General features: G+C 30.8%; 17 protein-coding genes and 3 pseudogenes. 13 read left to right on the top strand and 7 right to left on the bottom strand.

Annotation, left to right across the window (positions count from 1 at the left end; all coding sequences use genetic code 11):
* Window positions 1-15: 15 nt before the first annotated feature.
* Entirely contained in the window at window positions 16-825 is an 810-nt protein-coding gene (locus tag ACVWY7_RS12255; RefSeq protein ID WP_047956959.1) for a MerR family transcriptional regulator, read from the top strand.
* 96 nt (window positions 826-921) lie between these two features.
* Here ACVWY7_RS12255 and ACVWY7_RS12250 read toward each other — a convergent pair whose 3' ends face one another.
* Entirely contained in the window at window positions 922-2,148 is a 1,227-nt protein-coding gene (locus tag ACVWY7_RS12250) for an MFS transporter (protein WP_456523811.1), read from the bottom strand.
* A gap of 221 nt (window positions 2,149-2,369) precedes the next feature.
* Here ACVWY7_RS12250 and ACVWY7_RS12245 point away from each other — a divergent pair, with 221 nt between their 5' ends.
* From ACVWY7_RS12245 to ACVWY7_RS12235, 3 genes and pseudogenes are all read left to right on the top strand, one after another.
* Window positions 2,370-2,945 (top strand): NUDIX hydrolase, encoded by a 576-nt coding sequence (locus ACVWY7_RS12245; protein WP_000612226.1) that lies wholly within the window; start codon window positions 2,370-2,372, stop codon window positions 2,943-2,945.
* A gap of 181 nt (window positions 2,946-3,126) precedes the next feature.
* On the top strand, window positions 3,127-3,921 hold the full coding sequence (locus ACVWY7_RS12240; RefSeq protein WP_000628016.1) for a VOC family protein: 795 nt from the start codon (window positions 3,127-3,129) through the stop codon (window positions 3,919-3,921).
* A 67-nt stretch (window positions 3,922-3,988) separates the two neighbouring features.
* Window positions 3,989-4,246, top strand: a pseudogene (locus tag ACVWY7_RS12235) (aminoglycoside phosphotransferase); the annotation flags it as partial.
* 81 nt (window positions 4,247-4,327) lie between these two features.
* On the opposite strand, the gene ACVWY7_RS12230 reads toward ACVWY7_RS12235, so the two are convergent.
* Complete coding sequence (locus ACVWY7_RS12230; RefSeq protein WP_033682508.1) at window positions 4,328-4,654, bottom strand: aminoglycoside phosphotransferase; 327 nt, start codon at window positions 4,652-4,654, stop codon at window positions 4,328-4,330.
* Here ACVWY7_RS12230 and ACVWY7_RS12225 point away from each other — a divergent pair.
* A pseudogene (locus ACVWY7_RS12225) lies at window positions 4,645-5,458 on the top strand (AraC family transcriptional regulator). The gene ACVWY7_RS12230 and the pseudogene ACVWY7_RS12225 overlap by 10 nt on opposite strands.
* A gap of 14 nt (window positions 5,459-5,472) precedes the next feature.
* Here the strand turns inward: ACVWY7_RS12225 and ACVWY7_RS12220 are convergent.
* Window positions 5,473-7,164, bottom strand: a complete 1,692-nt coding sequence (locus tag ACVWY7_RS12220; protein ID WP_001189368.1) for a M3 family oligoendopeptidase — start codon at window positions 7,162-7,164, stop codon at window positions 5,473-5,475.
* 169 nt (window positions 7,165-7,333) lie between these two features.
* Between ACVWY7_RS12220 and ACVWY7_RS12215 the strand changes: the two genes are divergently transcribed.
* From ACVWY7_RS12215 to ACVWY7_RS12200, 4 genes and pseudogenes are all read left to right on the top strand, one after another.
* On the top strand, window positions 7,334-7,927 hold the full coding sequence (locus tag ACVWY7_RS12215) for a DUF4030 domain-containing protein (RefSeq protein ID WP_326969569.1): 594 nt from the start codon (window positions 7,334-7,336) through the stop codon (window positions 7,925-7,927).
* A gap of 70 nt (window positions 7,928-7,997) precedes the next feature.
* Window positions 7,998-9,368: an aminotransferase-like domain-containing protein gene (locus ACVWY7_RS12210; protein ID WP_000280104.1), complete on the top strand. Its 1,371-nt coding sequence runs from the start codon at window positions 7,998-8,000 to the stop codon at window positions 9,366-9,368.
* 20 nt (window positions 9,369-9,388) lie between these two features.
* Window positions 9,389-9,745, top strand: coding sequence for a hypothetical protein (locus ACVWY7_RS12205; RefSeq protein ID WP_001253111.1), 357 nt, complete (start codon window positions 9,389-9,391; stop codon window positions 9,743-9,745).
* 1 nt (window position 9,746) lies between these two features.
* Window positions 9,747-9,899, top strand: a pseudogene (locus ACVWY7_RS12200) (short-chain dehydrogenase); the annotation flags it as partial.
* 274 nt (window positions 9,900-10,173) lie between these two features.
* Here ACVWY7_RS12200 and ACVWY7_RS12195 read toward each other — a convergent pair.
* A complete protein-coding gene (locus ACVWY7_RS12195; RefSeq protein ID WP_105989548.1) occupies window positions 10,174-11,853 on the bottom strand; it encodes a DUF6044 family protein in 1,680 nt (559 codons plus the stop codon).
* A gap of 703 nt (window positions 11,854-12,556) precedes the next feature.
* Between ACVWY7_RS12195 and ACVWY7_RS12190 the strand changes: the two genes are divergently transcribed.
* Window positions 12,557-12,760: a hypothetical protein gene (locus tag ACVWY7_RS12190; protein WP_000290885.1), complete on the top strand. Its 204-nt coding sequence runs from the start codon at window positions 12,557-12,559 to the stop codon at window positions 12,758-12,760.
* Between the two features lie 27 nt (window positions 12,761-12,787).
* On the opposite strand, the gene ACVWY7_RS12185 is transcribed toward ACVWY7_RS12190, so the two are convergent.
* Entirely contained in the window at window positions 12,788-13,030 is a 243-nt protein-coding gene (locus tag ACVWY7_RS12185) for a hypothetical protein (RefSeq protein WP_000582704.1), read from the bottom strand.
* 111 nt (window positions 13,031-13,141) lie between these two features.
* Between ACVWY7_RS12185 and ACVWY7_RS12180 the strand changes: the two genes are divergently transcribed.
* The 3 genes from ACVWY7_RS12180 (at window position 13,142) to ACVWY7_RS12170 (ending at window position 15,481) form a co-directional block, all read left to right on the top strand.
* Window positions 13,142-14,068: an alcohol dehydrogenase catalytic domain-containing protein gene (locus ACVWY7_RS12180; protein ID WP_326969570.1), complete on the top strand. Its 927-nt coding sequence runs from the start codon at window positions 13,142-13,144 to the stop codon at window positions 14,066-14,068.
* A gap of 224 nt (window positions 14,069-14,292) precedes the next feature.
* The gene (locus ACVWY7_RS12175; protein WP_000344135.1) at window positions 14,293-14,460 is read left to right on the top strand and encodes a hypothetical protein; all 168 of its coding nucleotides are present in this window, start codon (window positions 14,293-14,295) and stop codon (window positions 14,458-14,460) included.
* A gap of 391 nt (window positions 14,461-14,851) precedes the next feature.
* Entirely contained in the window at window positions 14,852-15,481 is a 630-nt protein-coding gene (locus tag ACVWY7_RS12170; RefSeq protein ID WP_000397588.1) for a class I SAM-dependent methyltransferase, read from the top strand.
* A gap of 252 nt (window positions 15,482-15,733) precedes the next feature.
* Here ACVWY7_RS12170 and ACVWY7_RS12165 read toward each other — a convergent pair whose 3' ends face one another.
* Both ACVWY7_RS12165 and ACVWY7_RS12160 read right to left on the bottom strand, forming a co-directional pair.
* Window positions 15,734-16,435, bottom strand: coding sequence for a class I SAM-dependent methyltransferase (locus ACVWY7_RS12165; RefSeq protein ID WP_001079951.1), 702 nt, complete (start codon window positions 16,433-16,435; stop codon window positions 15,734-15,736).
* Window positions 16,432-17,334 carry an SMP-30/gluconolactonase/LRE family protein gene (locus tag ACVWY7_RS12160; protein ID WP_142395557.1) on the bottom strand — a complete coding sequence of 301 codons (903 nt, stop codon included), beginning with the start codon at window positions 17,332-17,334 and terminating at the stop codon, window positions 16,432-16,434. Before ACVWY7_RS12160 ends, ACVWY7_RS12165 begins: the two co-directional genes overlap by 4 nt.
* Window positions 17,335-17,348 lie beyond the last annotated feature (14 nt).

Below are 17,348 nucleotides of genomic sequence, written 5' to 3'. Positions count from 1 at the left end.
TTATAGGAGGAAATCATGTTTAAAATAGGAGACTTTTCAAAACTATCTTCCATTAGTATTCGGATGTTGAGACATTACGATAAAGTGGAATTATTACAACCAATAAAAGTTGATGAGCAGAGTGGATACCGATACTATTCAGCAGCCCAATTAAAGAAAGTAAATCAAATTCAAACGTTAAAAAATATGGGATTTAATATCGCTACCATTAAAGAAATAATAGAATGCGATAATATAGATGGTATTAAGGAGCAATTTTTAAATCGTAGTGCTCAAATTAAAGAAGACATGACTAACCTCAAAAAACAATTACGTCTCCTCGAAGATTCAATGAAAACGATGAGAGAGGAAGTTGTTGAGATGAATTACCACGTTTCAATAAAAGAAATTCCAGAAAGATATGTAGCCAGTGTTAGAAAGGTTATTCCATCATATAATTGTGAAGGCGATTTATGGACCATGTTAATGCAAGAAATTCATATAAAAAATATTAATATGGCCCATCCGAGTTATAGTATCGCTGTCTTCCATGATCAAGAATACAAAGAAAATGATGTAGATGTAGAAATACAGCTAAATATCTTAGGAAAGCATGAAAATACAAAAGATGTTTATTTTCAAAAAATAGAGCCAATCAAAGTAGCTTCTGTAACAGTAAGCGGAAGTTATGAACAAATGACAAACGTAAATGAAGCTGCCGCAAAATGGATTGAGACAGAAGGTTACGAATTAGCAGGCCCGATGTTTAATATTTATCATGTGAGCCCAGCAATGGAATCGGATCCTAATAAGTGGGTTACAGAAGTTTGTTATCCAGTTAAATGATGATAAAGAAAAAAGGCATTATAATATGCCTTTTTTCTTTATAAACTTATCCATAAATTTTAATTAACCAATCATACATAATTATCTTTCCTTCCATCATAGCTTTCGTATCGGACTACATAGTGCAATAAAAACTTCAAGTAACTTCGTAAAGGCAGCTAAAGCAAATACATACACTGGATTATAAGCTGAAATAATGCCTCCTACTAATGCCCCGAGTGGCATAGCTAATCGTGTAAGTACACGTGAAAACCCTAAAACTCTCCCTTGCATATTTGATGGAACTGTTTCCTGGCGAACTGTGGCTACAATTGTATTCCATGCAATATTGCAAGTCATTGCGATACCGAAAGCAATTCCAGGAGCGACCCAATATGTATTCCAAAGCGCGAAAGTTAAGCCAATTGCTCCAACAAATAGGAGTAAAGGAATTAGTATGCCGCGCTGCAACCTTTTTTCTAAAGGAATTGCAATCAAGCTTCCTAAAAGACCACCTATTCCAATTAATGAATAATTAACCCCACTTTGTTCTGGGGTAAGTTGTAATGTGGATAATAAATAATACATGAATACACCTAAAACCGCACTTGCTCCAAAGTTTCCTATCATAGCTTGAAAAGATAAAGCTAAATTTAAGCGGTCATTTTTGAGCCATGTAAATCCATTAACCAAATCAGATAGTACATTTTGAAGTGTATTTTTATCTTCGCATTTTTTATTTGTGGTTTTCATAGACGGTAATAACATCACAGCAACTAATGTAGCAATAAATGAAAGAACATTAATCCAAAGCAACTGAAAGCCGCCAATAAAAGAAATGAAAACCCCAGCTATCATTGGACCAAATAAACTGGCTAATTGATTGACCATTTGATAGAAAGAATTGGCTTTCGTTAAGGATGCTCCGGCAATTTTCGGGATGACTGTAACGGTTGTTACATCAAAAAGCATGGACATAACTGCTAACATAAAAGTAATTATGTATAAATGCCAGATTTCTAATAGGTGTAATGAATGTAGTATTGGTACAAAGCTTACTAAAATAATATTGGTAATATCCGCTACCAAAAGTAACTTTTTTCGATCATAACGATCAATTATTACACCAACTAAAGGGCCAAATAAAACGATTGGTAATACGTTAATAGCAAATAAAGAACTCATAATTACAGCTGAACCGGTTAATTGATAGGCAATCCAAGGTAACGCAAAAGTATACAATGAGTCTCCAATTCGTGAAATGAGTAAACCAAAAATAAAAATCTTGTATTCTTTAGAAAAAGTTGTCTTTACGGTAAGGCTACGTTCTTGTATAAGTTTCACACTGTTTATACCACCTTTATTATAGAGGAATTTGAAAATAATCCGTCCAATATTTGTTATATATAGAATTCTATGATTTTTTTGTGAATCCTACTTTTTAGATGTATTTTAAAATTTTAAGGCGGAAATAAAAATGAAGGCTTTGGATTGAAGATTACTTAAAAACATAATAAAATTATAGTAAACTGGTTTGTGAGATGGTTAATTTAGGAGGGAAAATAGTGATACCTATAGATAAGAATGTACGAACATCTGGTGCATATGTAATGTATAAGAATTTATTTGTTTTTCAAGTTGGACCAACGAGTAAAGGGGATACATTAGGTGTAGTAAGACTTGGAGGACATAAAGAGGCGGATGAAACAGCAGTAGAAACTGCTAAAAGAGAAGTGAAAGAAGAAGCTTCTATCGATATTACTATATTGAATTCACCAACTACATTTTATAAAGAAAATTGGAATGCACAATCAAAGAAAATAAAAGTAGAAAATGAAGTCAATCCAATATTAATTATTGATAGTCCAGATGAAAGTTTATCTATCATGTATGTCGCCTATTCAAGGATTCCACCTAAACCATCTTCTGAAACGAATGGACTACTATTACTTTCATTGAATGATATTGAATTAATTTGCACTGGGAAAATAACATTAAATAATTATATAAATCAAGGCGGAGTTGCTATATTGAAAGAAAAAATGGATAAAGAGTTAATTTTACAACCTTTTCCACAACTTATGTTTTTATCAGAACTTTTAAAAGAGGATCCTGTATTACTTCAGCAGTTTCTAAATTAGAAAAAAACTTAAAAATGTATCTTTATTGATGGTGTGTATCAAACAAAAAGACTTTTGAAGCTAACATATTCATACTAAAGTTGTAGTTTTTATATGAAAAATCCATCCTTCCGTTTGATTTTATCTATTTATAATTGTAATACAATACGAATAGATAATAAGAAACAAGGGGGAATGTAATGTGATTACACATATTACAGATATAAAACTACAAACGATTTCCATAGAAGGGGTAAAACAAGTTTATAAGGACATATTATGTTTCCCCATAAAAAAAGAAACGACATCATTTATTCAATTTGAAGTAACACCGTACACTACAATTAGTTTTCAAGAAGTATATGAACCAATTGCATCTGCGCACTTTGCTTTTGAGATTCCATATTCAAAATTTCATGAAACTGCAAGATGGCTTGAAAAGTCTGGATTACTCATTGTGAAATGGAAAGATGGTCATACAATTGATGAAGAGAGCGGCCGATTCAACTTATATTTCAGAGATGGTGATGGAAATCTACTCGAAATTATCGCACATAGTTATGTTAAAGAAGATGTATTAGTACCGCAATCCCCTTTAAACATTTTATATATAAGGGAAATCGGTCTTCCCGTTAAAAGTGTACCTGTATTTACGGAATGGTTGAAATTAAATCTAAATATGAAAACGATGGAAGATGGGGATATTTTTAACTTTGTTATAGGTGGCACTGCATATATTGTTGCAACTTGGTGGCAGCGACCGTGGATTCCAATCGCAATGAAAGCTTTACCACCGAAAGTACATGTTTCTTTCGGAACACCAGATCAAGCATTTTTACAACGCATACAAAATAACTTGAAGAAAAATAGTGTTCCATATGAAGGTAAACATGATGAAGTATCATTTATTCAGCAAGGATATTCATTTACTATCTTGCATACACCAAATCTCCATGCTGATATTCCAAGTAAATTAAACTTACCGCTTTCTATTTAAGGATGGAAAGTGGTAGATTTTTTGTATCTTCGTGAAGAAGGTTTTTGTTAAGTTTACAGTGAATGTAAAGAATGTGAATATTATAGATTGGGTAGATGCTAGTTCAGGTGACATTCGTGCAGATGTGTTTCGAACATATTTATTATATGCGCAGTCTCATATAGAATTAGCGGAAATGTATTTGCAAATATATTGTAATAATACCGATTTAACAAGAGGTGAGATCTTTCAATGGGCTCCTATTATTAGTGCAGCTAGATTTTCTGAGAAAGTATCCTCGCAAAATGAAGTGGATTTGAGCAGATTATTGAATCAGTATTTATAAGTTATAAAAAGGTTGTCTAGTAGCTAATTAATAAACACTGTTGTTTAACTAAAGTTTCCTTGTAGTTAAACAACAGTGTTTTTAAATATTGATATACGTATATTTATTTTCAATCTTCATTCTATAAAGGTTCATTATCCGTACTTGTTCCTCAGTAACTTCTTCTTTATCCCAATACATATGCATTAAGCTATATTCAAAAATCTCTTTTAATTTAATAAACAATGGAAACTTCTCGATCATCTCTTTAGGTAGTTCATTTTCTTCTTGATACCCTTCAAATAGTGCTTTTGTAATAGAATGCTCATAGTCAACGATATTCCCATTTCCAGTAAATGAATATTCTATCGCACTATAAATAGGAACTGCTAAATCGAATAGGTAAAAATGTTTTTGGAATGAATCCAAGAGAATACCAACTTAGCAAAATGCCTATTCAATCATTTGTTAAACTCAATTTAAATAATGAAGGGGCGTTTAATATGAATATTTCTAGAAAAAATAGAGGTTGAACAGTTGCGAAATAGGAAGAGTGAGCTATTTGATAAAGAGGTACTTAACATATTAAATGGTCAACTTATGTATGAAGAATTTAAAAACGAAAAGCTAATGGGTGATTCTGATTATGCACCATTTAATGAAGCGATGTGTGTAAACCGAGTTACTACACTAGTTTTTGATGAAGAATTTATTAAGACAAGGGCAGCAGGACATAACAGTTCAGTAGAAAGTTACACAAATAAGGTTATAGATCCATTAAAGAAACTTTTTACGAAAGAGTATAAATGTATTGTTTTATGGTTTGGTGAAGATATGTTCTGCCAAATGAACTTACTTACCATACTTTCATACCTTGAACATTCTCGTTATGAGGGGAAGGTATACTTAAATAGCTTCAGAGAAGATGAATTTAAAGTAAATCAAATTGAACTTGAATTAGGAAAATATTCTTCGGTATACAATGAAGTATTAGTAAATCATAAAAAGACTTTCTATAAGGTACCACCTGTAATGTATCAGGCTATAGATTTATATTTAGAAATGCTAACAGAAGATACTACTGTAATGAAATTTATCTCTAAAAATAAAGATTTATCAACTCAAGAATTATTAAAAAAGTTGTTTCAGCTATTTCCAACAATCGGATATGGGGATTCTCAGTACATAGAGCTGATTAATAAAATAAAGAAGAAAGCTGAACCTAAAATATAGGAACAGCTTTCTTTTTACAATTGTTCAAGTAACTCTAATTCTCCCTCTACAAATAACATTAGTTCTTTAATTATTTCGCCAGAAAAATCAAAACGAATTCCAGCTGCTTCATATACTTCCGTTAAAGATTTAGAGCTACCTAATGATAAGGCTTTTTTATAATTTTCAAGTGCTTGTTTAGGATTTTCTTTATATTGTTTATACATTTGCAGCGCACCAAATTGTGCAATTGCATATTCGATGTAATAGAATGGTATTTCGAATATATGTAGCACAGGTAACCAGCCAGTTGCAACCCAATTTTCATACCCCTCAATATTTACTATATTCGATTGGTAAGTGTTATGTAATTCTAAATATTTTTCATTTCTTTCTTTAGCTGTATGATTAGGATTTTCATACATCCAATGCTGGAATTGATCAACTATAAGCATTTGTGGTAAATATTTAACAATACCTTTAAAGAAATCTAATTTTGCTTTTATAAATTCTTCTTTATTTTCATAAAAAGTATCCCAATACTCCATCGAAAACAATTCCATTGTCATACTAGCTAGTTCAGCTGATTCTGAAGGGATTTCTAAATACTTTTGAAGTTCTAACTGCTTCATACAATCGTTATGAATACTATGGCCCATTTCATGGAGGAAAGTAGTAACATCATAATGTGTATGATTGAGATTCATGAAAATAAAAGATAATTGAGAAGCAGGTAAATATTCGCAAAATCCTCCTGGTCCTTTTCCTTTACGACTTTCTAAATCTAAGCAATTATTTTTATGCATACGTTCCAGTAATGCGGAAAATTCATGGTCAAGTTTGTGTAAAATATGAGAACTTTTTTCGATTAAATCACTCGCTTTTTCAATAGGTTTTAATACTTTTTGATTTGGTGCGGTTGCTTTTAAATCCCATGGACGAAGACTTTCTACTTGAAGTTCAGATTTTTTCTTGTTATATATTTTATCGATAAGTGGTACTACGTATTTACGAATAGATTCGGCAAGCTCATAGCAGTCTTCAGGTGTATAATCAAAACGTTCATGTTTTTTAAACATATAATCGCGATAATTATGTAATTGAATGTTTTTTGCTTTTTGGTCACGGATTACGATTAATTCATTTAATATATGTTGTAATTTATCTTCAACAGATAAGAATGTTTCAGAAATGAGCGTTTTTGCTTTTTTTCGTATATGACGATCCGAATCTTGTAAGTAAGATTGTAGTTCAGTAATTGTTTTTTCTTCACCGTTCCATAATGCAGTTAAACCACCTGTGATTTCGAAGTATTCGGTTACTAATTTGTCTTCGTTCACTTCTAAATCAATATTCTTTTCACAAAACAATGTTTGCGCATTCTTAATTTTTTTATCTAGTAAGCTGTACGTTTTTGGATCAAGTTCCATTCGAAAAGGGGACTCTAAATATTTAGTATCAAATGAATTTTGATAACGTTTCAAAAGAGGTCGTACATATTTTTGATCATATTCAAAAGTATCTTTTATTTCTTTATTATCTGTATTACATTGAAAAGCGATATAGTGCGACCTTAATTGTTCTTCAATTTCCCAAATGAAAGTAGATTGTTTTTTTAACCAGTTTTCAAGTTCTAGCTTTGAAGAAATCATTTCATTCAATAAAGTAGAAAGAGTATTTTCTAATTCTAGAACGTTACTAATATCAATCGTATTTAAGCGCTGCATGATATATCCCTCACTTTTTATTTATTCATGAAAATATTCTACTTATTAATTGTAATTTCCTTTTTAAGAGGAGGAAATGTGAAATAATGTTAAATTTTAAAATTATAGAAGGTATTTATATGTGAAAGTAAAAGTTTATCGTAAATGAAAATTTACGGAGGGAAGTTCAATGAAAAGTGGAAAGAAGTTGATTGTATTTTTATTTTCAATTGCTTTATTGTGTGCTTGTGAGCCTGAAATGGAAGAATCCAAAAGTGAAGATTCTATAGTTATGGATATTGCTACAGCAGCGGTAAAGGAGGAATCTTTTTTTAGTGCTGCTATATGGGATGATAAGGCAAGAAAAGTAGATTTAGAGATTGCTGATAGCGAAAATGCTAACGAAATAAAAAAAGAAATTAATAAAAGATTGCAAATTCAAGGCATTATGTCCTATAAAGTAAATATATCTCAAAGAAACAAAGAGATTGTAAATGCAGAACATAGATGGGAGTTAGTTTTTGGACAGATATTTGATGACGTATTCAGAAAGAATGGATATGAAGGGGTTGGGATTCAGCAAATAAATTATAAAAAGAATCAACCTGTTACCATTGATATAAAAACTAAGATTAGAGATGATGAAGTAGGGGCAAGAGAATTTGGACAGAAAATAGAAAAAGAAGTTGAAGGTGTACTTAAAACAGAAGCAGTAAAGAAATGGATTGAAAATGATTCATATGCTATTGGGATTTACGATATAGAAGATCGGAAAATTAACTAATTGAGGAATGGATGGTATATAAATAAAAAGTCGGTGTAATTAAATATAGAATTGCTGAAGGAGGTGTAATATGTATAAGTATTTACATATTTTAAACGATATAGAAAAAATGATTCAAAATGGAGCGATAAATGAAGGACAGAAATTACCATCAATACGGTCACTTGTTACGCAATATGAATGTAATAAGGCGACAGTTATACGTGCGCTTTATGAATTGGAAAAGCGTCATATTATATATTCTGTCCCTCAAAGTGGATACTACGTTGTTAAAAAATCAAGGAGTACTATAGAAAATGACGAGATAATTGATTTCGCTTCTTCAGCACCAGATCCAGATGTTTTCCCATATTTAGATTTTCAGCATTGCATTAATAAGGCTATTGATACTTATAAAAATGATTTGTTCGTATATGGAACGCCAAAAGGATTACCATCTTTAATTCCAGTCATTCAAAAACAGTTGGCAAATTATCAAGTGTTCACGAAAGAAGACAATATTTTTATAACTTCAGGTGTGCAGCAGGCACTTGCAATATTAACTTCTATACCATTTCCAAATAAAAATGAAACAATATTAGTTGAACAACCAACGTATCATTTATATATAGAATATCTAGAAATAAATAAAGTTCCAGTAATCGGTATTAAACGTACGAGTGAAGGTATTGATTTAAATGAATTGGAGCGTATTTTTCGAACGGGTAAAATAAAATTCTTTTATACAATACCAAGATATCATCATCCACTTGGAACTTCTTATTCTAAAGGTGAGAAAGAAAAAGTCGTACTATTGGCTAAGAAATATAATGTATTTATAGTGGAAGATGATTATTTAGCAGATTTAGAAACAGATTCAAAAGCCGATCCGTTATACAGCTTGGATCATGATAATCATGTCATATATTTGAAAAGTTATTCGAAAATTATTTTTCCCGGTTTACGAGTTGGTGTAGCAGTTATTCCATCGGTTATTTCGAGTGCTTTCCATACATATAAAAAGGTTTTAGATATTGATAGCCCGATGATATCCCAAGCTGCTTTAGAAATTTATATAAAGAGTGGAATGTTTGAACGTCATAAAAATAAAATTAAATCTTCCTATCATGATAGATCTAAAAAACTTGCAGAAACATTAGAAAGGATTCATAGTGAAAACCCGCTTTTAGTCACATATAAAAAACATAATACAATTGGAATTCACACTTGTTTAGAATTACACAAAACGAGTATTTCTGAAATGTTATTCCAAAGATTAAATGAAATGCAAATATGTATTGATACGATTGATAAAAATTATGTGAGAGGTTTTCCGAAAGAAAGACTATTAAAGTTAAACGTATCGAATGTGAAGGAAGATAGGATTGAAAAAGGAATTCGTAAAGTAATTGATGAAATCAAACAAGTGGAACGTATAAACTTTCAATTTAAAAAAGAATAAGATGGAAAAGGAGGTTTGTTGTGAGACGCAAAATAATTCTCTTGTTTGTGTGTATCGCTATTATAATTGGAGCTGTCGTTCTAATTAATTATTATAAAAAAGATGATCAATGTATCGCGATTGGTAAGTATTCAAGAGGCATTATTGTAGATCAAAATAACGAACCTATATCTAATGTGAAATTTTATGAAGATTCAATTGAAAATAAGGAACGCAGTATTTCAAATGCAGAAGGTAAATTTGAGATACCACATGGTGTTTGTGGTGAGATTGTATTACAATTAGTTACTCCAAATGGAGAAATCTATACAAGGAAATATGATAGTAATCATATACCAGAAGTTATAAAATTGAATTATAAAAATGAAGATAAATAAAATGAAATTATTACAAGGAAAAATAGTAGTTGTAGCTGGACTACTGTATATATAACAGGGAGAAGTATTGTCTTGTATGGGAAGAGCCGAAACGATTGAAGAAACTACAGAGGTTGTTACAAAGCAAGATGATATCGAAATTGCAGTTCGTATTTTGGAAGTGGGAGATTCTTGCGAACAGGGATAAAACCAACAGTAATCTCAATGAGTGTTGCCCATAAAGGCCAGGGGCAAAATCAAGTTTTTCAAGGACAGTAGCACAGGGGATATAGTGATTAAAAATTGTTAAAAAGAGTTTAAGTGTAGCTTGGAATGTGGTGTGTAATTTAATTTAATACAATATAGTAAAAACCAAACTAATATTGCAGCTAAATATTAGTTTGGTTTTTTATGAATTTATATTGAGAGAGCCAATCTAATATACATACTTATATTGCCTTATACAAATAAATTTTCCAAGCGGATGTCTTTGATATGAATATTTTCTCAAGGGATAAATTGTTTTTTACTGCATTTTCAATAGGGACAGCAGAAAATATGTAACGGCCACCCATTTTTTTAAAGTGATCTATATTTAGTTCTACATTTTTTAACCGTTTTTTCGAATTTTTCTTAAACATATAGTGTTTTCCAAGCTCATCGGTGAAAATATAACAACGGCCACCCCATTCGTCAAAATACGTACGAATCATTTTATTTTTCGCTAGTTCCTTCTCAATTATTTTTCGGAATTCATATTTGTAAGATAGAGGATAAAAATTGTTGTATGTGTCAAGTGTATAGAACCCATTGTACTGAGCGATAGCTGGATGTAAACCGATATTAGCGATACGGTACTGTTCCACAGATAAACCTATATACTCTTTTATCTCCTTAAATTGTTTTTCTGCAAAAAATTCTTTTACTGAAGGTTTATTTTGATAAACAATTTCTTCATTATAAAAGCATAACAAAATAATTTGGGCTATTATAATACTTGTTGCAGCATGTCTCCATACTTTCCCTTGTAACCATAAAACTTTTAATCCAAGAGCGAATAGAACATAAATAACTAACGGGCGCAAAAAATGATAACGTGCAAAATTAAATGTATCTAAAATGTGAAATCGTTTTGTTAATGGAAGCCAACCTTTATAAAACCAAAAAGCATACCAAATTGATAAAACTATGTTAAACCAGAACAAAAAAATAAAGACTTTTTCTTGCTTCCATCGTTTTGTAGTAATGATAAAATACAACGCAATAAGTATTGTAGGTAAAATAACAAATGTATGGACTGTCATGACATGGGTATGTCCTAAAAGAAAATTTTTCACTGTAAGTCGGAGAGACCGCCATAACGATAATCTTGCATGAAAATATTCATCTCTACTGTTAGGTGCAGTTGATAAAAAGAAGGAAGTTACTAAGCGATATTCTACAATCATGTAAATGAGCGTCATATAAATAATTGAAAAAAGAAAACGAAAGTTCCATTCTTTTTTTACTACTAAGTCAACTAACCAGAGTATCCCTATGCTACTTAAAAAAAAGAAAAAACCTAAAACAATACTCGAATATAGAGGGATTAGAGTAAGTACGAAATAGTTCTTCCACAATTTTTCCCCTTTTCGAATATTTAAAAATGCCCAAAGTGCAAGAGGCATTCCCAGAGTACTAAGCATTCCTGATGGCCAAAAAGGGGTAAGAGCAAAAGCTAATGAAACTCCTATTGAAATGACCGTCCATTCCTCTTTTGGTAAAAAATGATGTTTTAAAAGTACATACATGCCTATAAAAGCGATCACTCTTGTAATCGTCTGACTTAATACATAAGCAACCATATTTGGAAAAAAAGCATACAACCATACAATACCACTAAATTCTGTGTTAAAGGCGTTTCTTGACAATTGATTATTTATCACCTGTGGAATTGTACTATTAATCGGACCTTGTATCTCTCCACTACATGTCAAAACCTTATACCAGGACAAATTGGAATCAAGATTATCATGAATGCGAATATGCGCATTTTCTCCAAGAATAAATAAAGGAGACAAATAGAGAATGAGTATAATTGTTGCAAAAACAAACAACTTTCTTTCTTTTTGATTTTGGTTTAAAAACATTGTTCGCACCTCAAAGGATTCTCAAAAAGTTTACTTATAAAATTTCCAAAATAGAAGAAATTATCCCTGGTTGATCAAGGTGCTATAAATTTAAGTGGTGGATAGGAGGGGAAAACAACAGATGGGAATGGTATTGTTTTATAATCCTGATTCATTTTATAAAAAAGAAAAGTCTACCCTTATTGTTAAAGAAAGGATCTATATATTACGGGGAAGATTTTTTTATAAGAAAACAATAAACCTAACAATTTGTATAGCCCCTACTTTTTTAGTTGCAGTTTTTTCGTGTGGAAAGAAATATAACAGTTGTGAATATTGATACTATGCAACAATCTCCAAAAATTAAAAAGGGAGTTAACATTTAAGGGGTTCAAAGGCTAAATAGCAGTCATCATTTAATTTAGATTATAAAAATTTCGAAATAGTTCTTATTTTTAAATGAAAGAGCGTTTGTCAAGGCGCTCCTGATTAAAACTAATAAGGAACAAGAATAACACACTATATTTATACATATGTTTATTTAGATTTTTTGTATTTGTTGAAAAGGTATTATTCCTTACCAATTAATGGTATTGTTAGATTGTAGAATATTCCATATTAACTGCTCGTAAAAGCTTAGTTGGTTCAACTAATAATCAGAGGGGAGAGGCCCCTTTTGATGATCTTTTCACTTTATATTGTAAATAGGAGGATGATGAAGTTTATGGCAGTACGTATAGTCGATGATTTACAACAATTATCGTTGTTACTTATGTTTTTAAGTACATTTATATTTTACAGATACTTAAAGAAGGTTAAACGAGATAGAAAATTGACTGGTTTTGAATGGACAATGTATTTTGTCACTCAATTTGCGACATTAATTTGGGCAATGACTTATTTTATTAAACACTTAGCTGAATCATAATTTCTATTCACTCGATCTAGTTTACTGTTATCTAGTAGAGATATAAATATAGTCTGTATCTAAATCAATGACAACATCGCTCAAGACGTCTTCTTGTAATAACTTTTGAATTTTTTCATAATGATACCGTACACAAAATAAGTTTAGAAGTTCTTCATTAGATATCTCTTCATTTTTTACATTTAAATACATTATTATTAACTCGTTAAGAGAACGGTTACGGCCAAAAACATACTCATTTATACCATATCCATCAAATTCAATTATCATTTTATCCCTGTTGGGTGCTAGTCAACGTTATAGCTTAAATTTTAGATGAATTTATTATACATTGTTTTAAATTTAGTGAGAATATATTTTTATAAAATGAGAGGGTCATAAATGGAACAAAATAAATTAGTTTTAGAAGGACCAAAATACCTTAAGTGGAAAACGTGTAAAATAAAGTCTATACAGGATGATGAAATTATTGTTAAAACAATTGCAGGGGCAATAAGTATTGGTGCAGAGTTACCACAGTATAATGGATCCGATGTTACAGATACACATCCTTTTTATCCAAGAAAAACTGGATATGAAAGTTATGGTGAAGTGATTCAGGTTGGTGATAAAGTAACGAATTTAAAAATAGGCGATAAAGTAGTTTCTTTTTATGGACATGAAACGATAGGAATAGTTAAGTGGTATAAAGTAATTCAAGTACCTAATTATATAAAACCTAAAGTTGCTTTATTATCTATTCTTTCGTGCGATGCTGCTAAAGGCATATTGAAACTAAACCCGCGACAGGATGAAAAGGTACTTATAACTGGAATGGGAGTTATCGGTTTACTTGCTTGTTATTTCTTAAAATACTATGTAGGTGTTAAGCATGTAGATGTTGTTGAACCTAATAAAAATAGAAGAGATTTTGCAAAGAAGTTTTGTGCGAAAAACATATATGATTCAGAAGAACAAATAATAGAAACATATAATTACGGTTTCGAATGTTCTGCTACAAATAGCGGATTTCATACATTACAAAAAACACTTAAAACTAATGGACAAATATGTATACTTTCTGATGGTAATATTGAAGAATTAACATTAACCGCCGATTTTTATCAGAAAGAATTGCAAATCATTGGTTCAAGTGATGGGTATGATTATCAAAAACATGCAGATTGGTTTTTTAGTCAAATAGAACAAATACCATTGTTAGAAGAGATTTTTCAACATGAAATACAATATACAGAACTCATTCAATGTTTTGAGGAATTAAGTCAAGGAATAATTATCCCTTTAAAAGTATTTGTCTCATATGAATAATGAACAAAATGACCAGGTACTTATCGCATAGGCCACGTATGTTTCGACACTAATATGATAACAGAGCGCGGAGTAACATGTACGGGGATTTTTTTAATAGGTACAATGGCTTGTGTAAACAGAGAATGGTTTTTACTCTTTCATTATGTACAAATAGTATATTATCTTTCTCAATGTACATATTAAGTAAAGTGTTTAATATCATACATAAAAGGGGGGATAATATGGATGAAAATAAGAAAAATGAAGAATTGATTAAATTTAAGAAACAATGGTTTAATGAAGATAATCAACCAGTAGCTGGTATAGAGTTAACTTTACCGCCGGATATAGGCAGCATGTTAGACTCCAAATCAGTTGATGATGAAAGTGGAAACAGTAATAATGAATAAGTTTAATCTATACGCATCCATTCGGGTGCTTTTTATTTTTTGAAAATAGAAGATAGATCATCAAATCCTTATTGAAAAAAGATTGAGCTAAATAGATCTATTTTCAGTATATGTAAGTTTTGATTTTCATAAAAAAGTTTAATTAAAATTCATTTAGAATGATAAAGAGTTAATAAAAAGAGTGGCTTTTACACCAATCTTTATATTAGATATATGCTTATTATTATGCTATATTCAATGGAGCCAAGATGAATAAGGTAAGTGGTATGAATAGAAGAAAAAACTATATAGCAACAACACCATATAACAACAACACCATATAACAACAATACAAAAAACTTACCTTTAATTTAATACTAAAATGGATTGAAAATAAGGAGATAGAAACATAATGGAATTTTGGGAATCAAGCTTTATTGAAAAACAAACGATGTGGGGATTTGAACCTACAGAATCTGCAATTTTGACAAAGGATTTTTTTATAGAAAAGAACGTTAAGGACGTATTAGTTCCGGGTATTGGATATGGCAGAAACGCAAAGGTGTTTATCGATAATGATATAAATGTAACAGGAATTGAAATTTCAAAAACAGCTATTGATTTAGCGAAACAAAACGGATTAGAAGATATTAGTATATATCACGGTTCGGTAAACGAAATGCCTTTTGATAATAAATCTTATGATGGGATATTTAGTCATGCACTTCTGCATTTGTTGAATGAGCAGGAAAGAGAGAAATTTATTAAAGATTGTTATAATCATTTAAAACCTGGTGGATATATGGTTTTTACAACTGTTTCTAAAAAGGCTCCAATGTATGGCAAAGGAAAACAGTTGGATAAAGATTATTATGAGATAATGGAAGGTGTAAAAATGTTCTTCTATGATTCTGAATCTATAAAACAAGATTTTAAAAAATATGGACTAGTAGAAGTTTTGGAAATTGATGAACCAAATAAGAATATGGTCAATAAACCTTCAATCAATTTCTTAAAGATAACATGTAAAAAAGAACGATAACTAAAAGTTATTAAGAATGATTAAATATGTTTATATATTAATTATGCACAAATAAAGAGGACAAGCATATAATATAAATACCTTTTAACTTTAAGTAACCTTAGCTTTCGTTAAGAGGGTATCTCAAAATCCCCAAAAGGGCACTTGCGGAAACAAGTGCTCTTTTATTTTTTTGTTTCATAAATATTTAAAGTTACAAATTTTTTACAAAAAAATGACCATGGGAGAAAGGGTCACATCTTTATTATACGATCATTTCTGAACAATAAACGTTATAGCATTTGTTTTTAATTGAATCTGCTTTTCATCGCGAACGATATCATAGACTAATTCTTTTATTTCAACTTTAATTTCTTTCCATTCCTTATAAATACTTTTTAATAGATGTATCATATCTTCAGTAGGAAGGTTAATTTCAATTAAAGCATCTAATTCTTCTTTCGTATGTAAGTCAATTTCTTGTATGTTCGAGTTAATAATTAAACAATTGATACCACCAGTCTTTGTACCTTCTTTTATAGAATGGAGCACATTTGTTAAATCTTCTTTTGATTGAACATGCTCTAAACTAGATACTGCAACGATATAATCATAAGTGTTAGGGACGATATAATAGTTTTCAATTGCTGCTTGTTCTGTTTTTATAACTTCAAATACGCCATGTTCTTTGCTATAAGTTTTTAATTTTGTTAAAGCAGAATCAAGTAAATCTACACATGTAACAGTGCCACTAGTATTTTGTATCTGTTGTGCAATGGGAATGCTATTTCTTCCAACGCCAGAGCCGAGATCAAGTACTTGCAAGTTGTTTTGTCCTTCAAAGTAATCCATCAAGTCCATAACTGTTTTAACTGGTTTGTACAGCCAAGAGCCAGTTTCAAATAGTTTATATTGTTCATAACAAAGGTCGTGATATTTCTTTTCTGCTTGTCTTATGTAATTAATACGATTCATAGTGTTTCAGCTCCAATATTATTATTGCAAAATGAATGGGTAGGACAACCTTTTACATTTGTTTGAATTCGAAAAATACCACCAGCATGTGGATATTGCTTTAATTCGTCATCCGTCATTCTTGTTCTGGCTGTTGTAACATATAGGTCGGTTAAATTGGGCCCTCCAAATGTACAAGATGTTACATATAGCGCTGGAATCGGGATACTTAATATTTGTTCTCCAGTTGAAGGGTTCCATCTAGTAATCTTTGAACCTCCCCAATGAGCAATCCATAAGCAACCTTCCTCGTCAATTGTCATACCATCAGGTAGACCGTCATTTTCGGGGAAAATGATTATATCACTTGGATTACGAATTACTCCAGAGCATATATCATAATGAAAACGAACTACTTTTTTAGTAGGTGTATCGATATAGTAAAGGTATGTATGGTCAGGTGACCAAGCTATGCCATTTGATGTATTTACATGTGAAACTTTTTTCTCTACCTTTAAATTATTATTTAAACAATACAAGGAGCCAGCAGCATTAATACCGTATGTATCTGTAGTACCTGCCCAAAAACGTCCTGCCGGATCGCATTTTCCATCATTAAAACGATTTTTAAATAAATGTGGTTCAGGGTCAAAAATATGTGTCAGTTTTTCTGTTTCTACATTAATAGAATAAAAGCCGTTTTCCATAGCAAGGAGTAGTACGTCATCTAAATACGGAACAACACAACCAATTTGTTGATTGAGAGCAATTACTCGGTTTGTATTAGAGGTAGGACTAAAGATGCATAATTGTTTCTCCACAATATCAACCCAGTATAAAAGTTGCTTTTTTTCATTCCAAGATGGTCCTTCAGCTAAACTTGCTTTCGCATCTAAAACTAATTCTATATTACTTACCAAGATGTTCACCTCGA

This window comes from Bacillus sp. TE9106W (genome assembly GCF_054062215.1).
This window is presented reverse-complemented; position numbering and strand designations above follow the sequence as displayed.

Bases quoted from the DNA above. Each gene is read 5' to 3' on its own strand.
- ACVWY7_RS12195 (WP_105989548.1), bottom strand. From the start codon at position 11,853: ATGTTTTTAAACCAAAATCAAAAAGAAAGAAAGTTGTTTGTTTTTGCA.
- ACVWY7_RS12170 (WP_000397588.1), top strand. From the start codon at position 14,852: ATGGAATTTTGGGAATCAAGCTTTATTGAAAAACAAACGATGTGGGGA.
- ACVWY7_RS12185 (WP_000582704.1), bottom strand. From the start codon at position 13,030: ATGATAATTGAATTTGATGGATATGGTATAAATGAGTATGTTTTTGGC.
- ACVWY7_RS12220 (WP_001189368.1), bottom strand. From the start codon at position 7,164: ATGCAGCGCTTAAATACGATTGATATTAGTAACGTTCTAGAATTAGAA.
- ACVWY7_RS12180 (WP_326969570.1), top strand. From the start codon at position 13,142: ATGGAACAAAATAAATTAGTTTTAGAAGGACCAAAATACCTTAAGTGG.
- ACVWY7_RS12165 (WP_001079951.1), bottom strand. From the start codon at position 16,435: ATGAATCGTATTAATTACATAAGACAAGCAGAAAAGAAATATCACGAC.
- ACVWY7_RS12210 (WP_000280104.1), top strand. From the start codon at position 7,998: ATGTATAAGTATTTACATATTTTAAACGATATAGAAAAAATGATTCAA.
- ACVWY7_RS12175 (WP_000344135.1), top strand. From the start codon at position 14,293: ATGGATGAAAATAAGAAAAATGAAGAATTGATTAAATTTAAGAAACAA.
- ACVWY7_RS12190 (WP_000290885.1), top strand. From the start codon at position 12,557: ATGGCAGTACGTATAGTCGATGATTTACAACAATTATCGTTGTTACTT.
- ACVWY7_RS12255 (WP_047956959.1), top strand. From the start codon at position 16: ATGTTTAAAATAGGAGACTTTTCAAAACTATCTTCCATTAGTATTCGG.
- ACVWY7_RS12215 (WP_326969569.1), top strand. From the start codon at position 7,334: ATGAAAAGTGGAAAGAAGTTGATTGTATTTTTATTTTCAATTGCTTTA.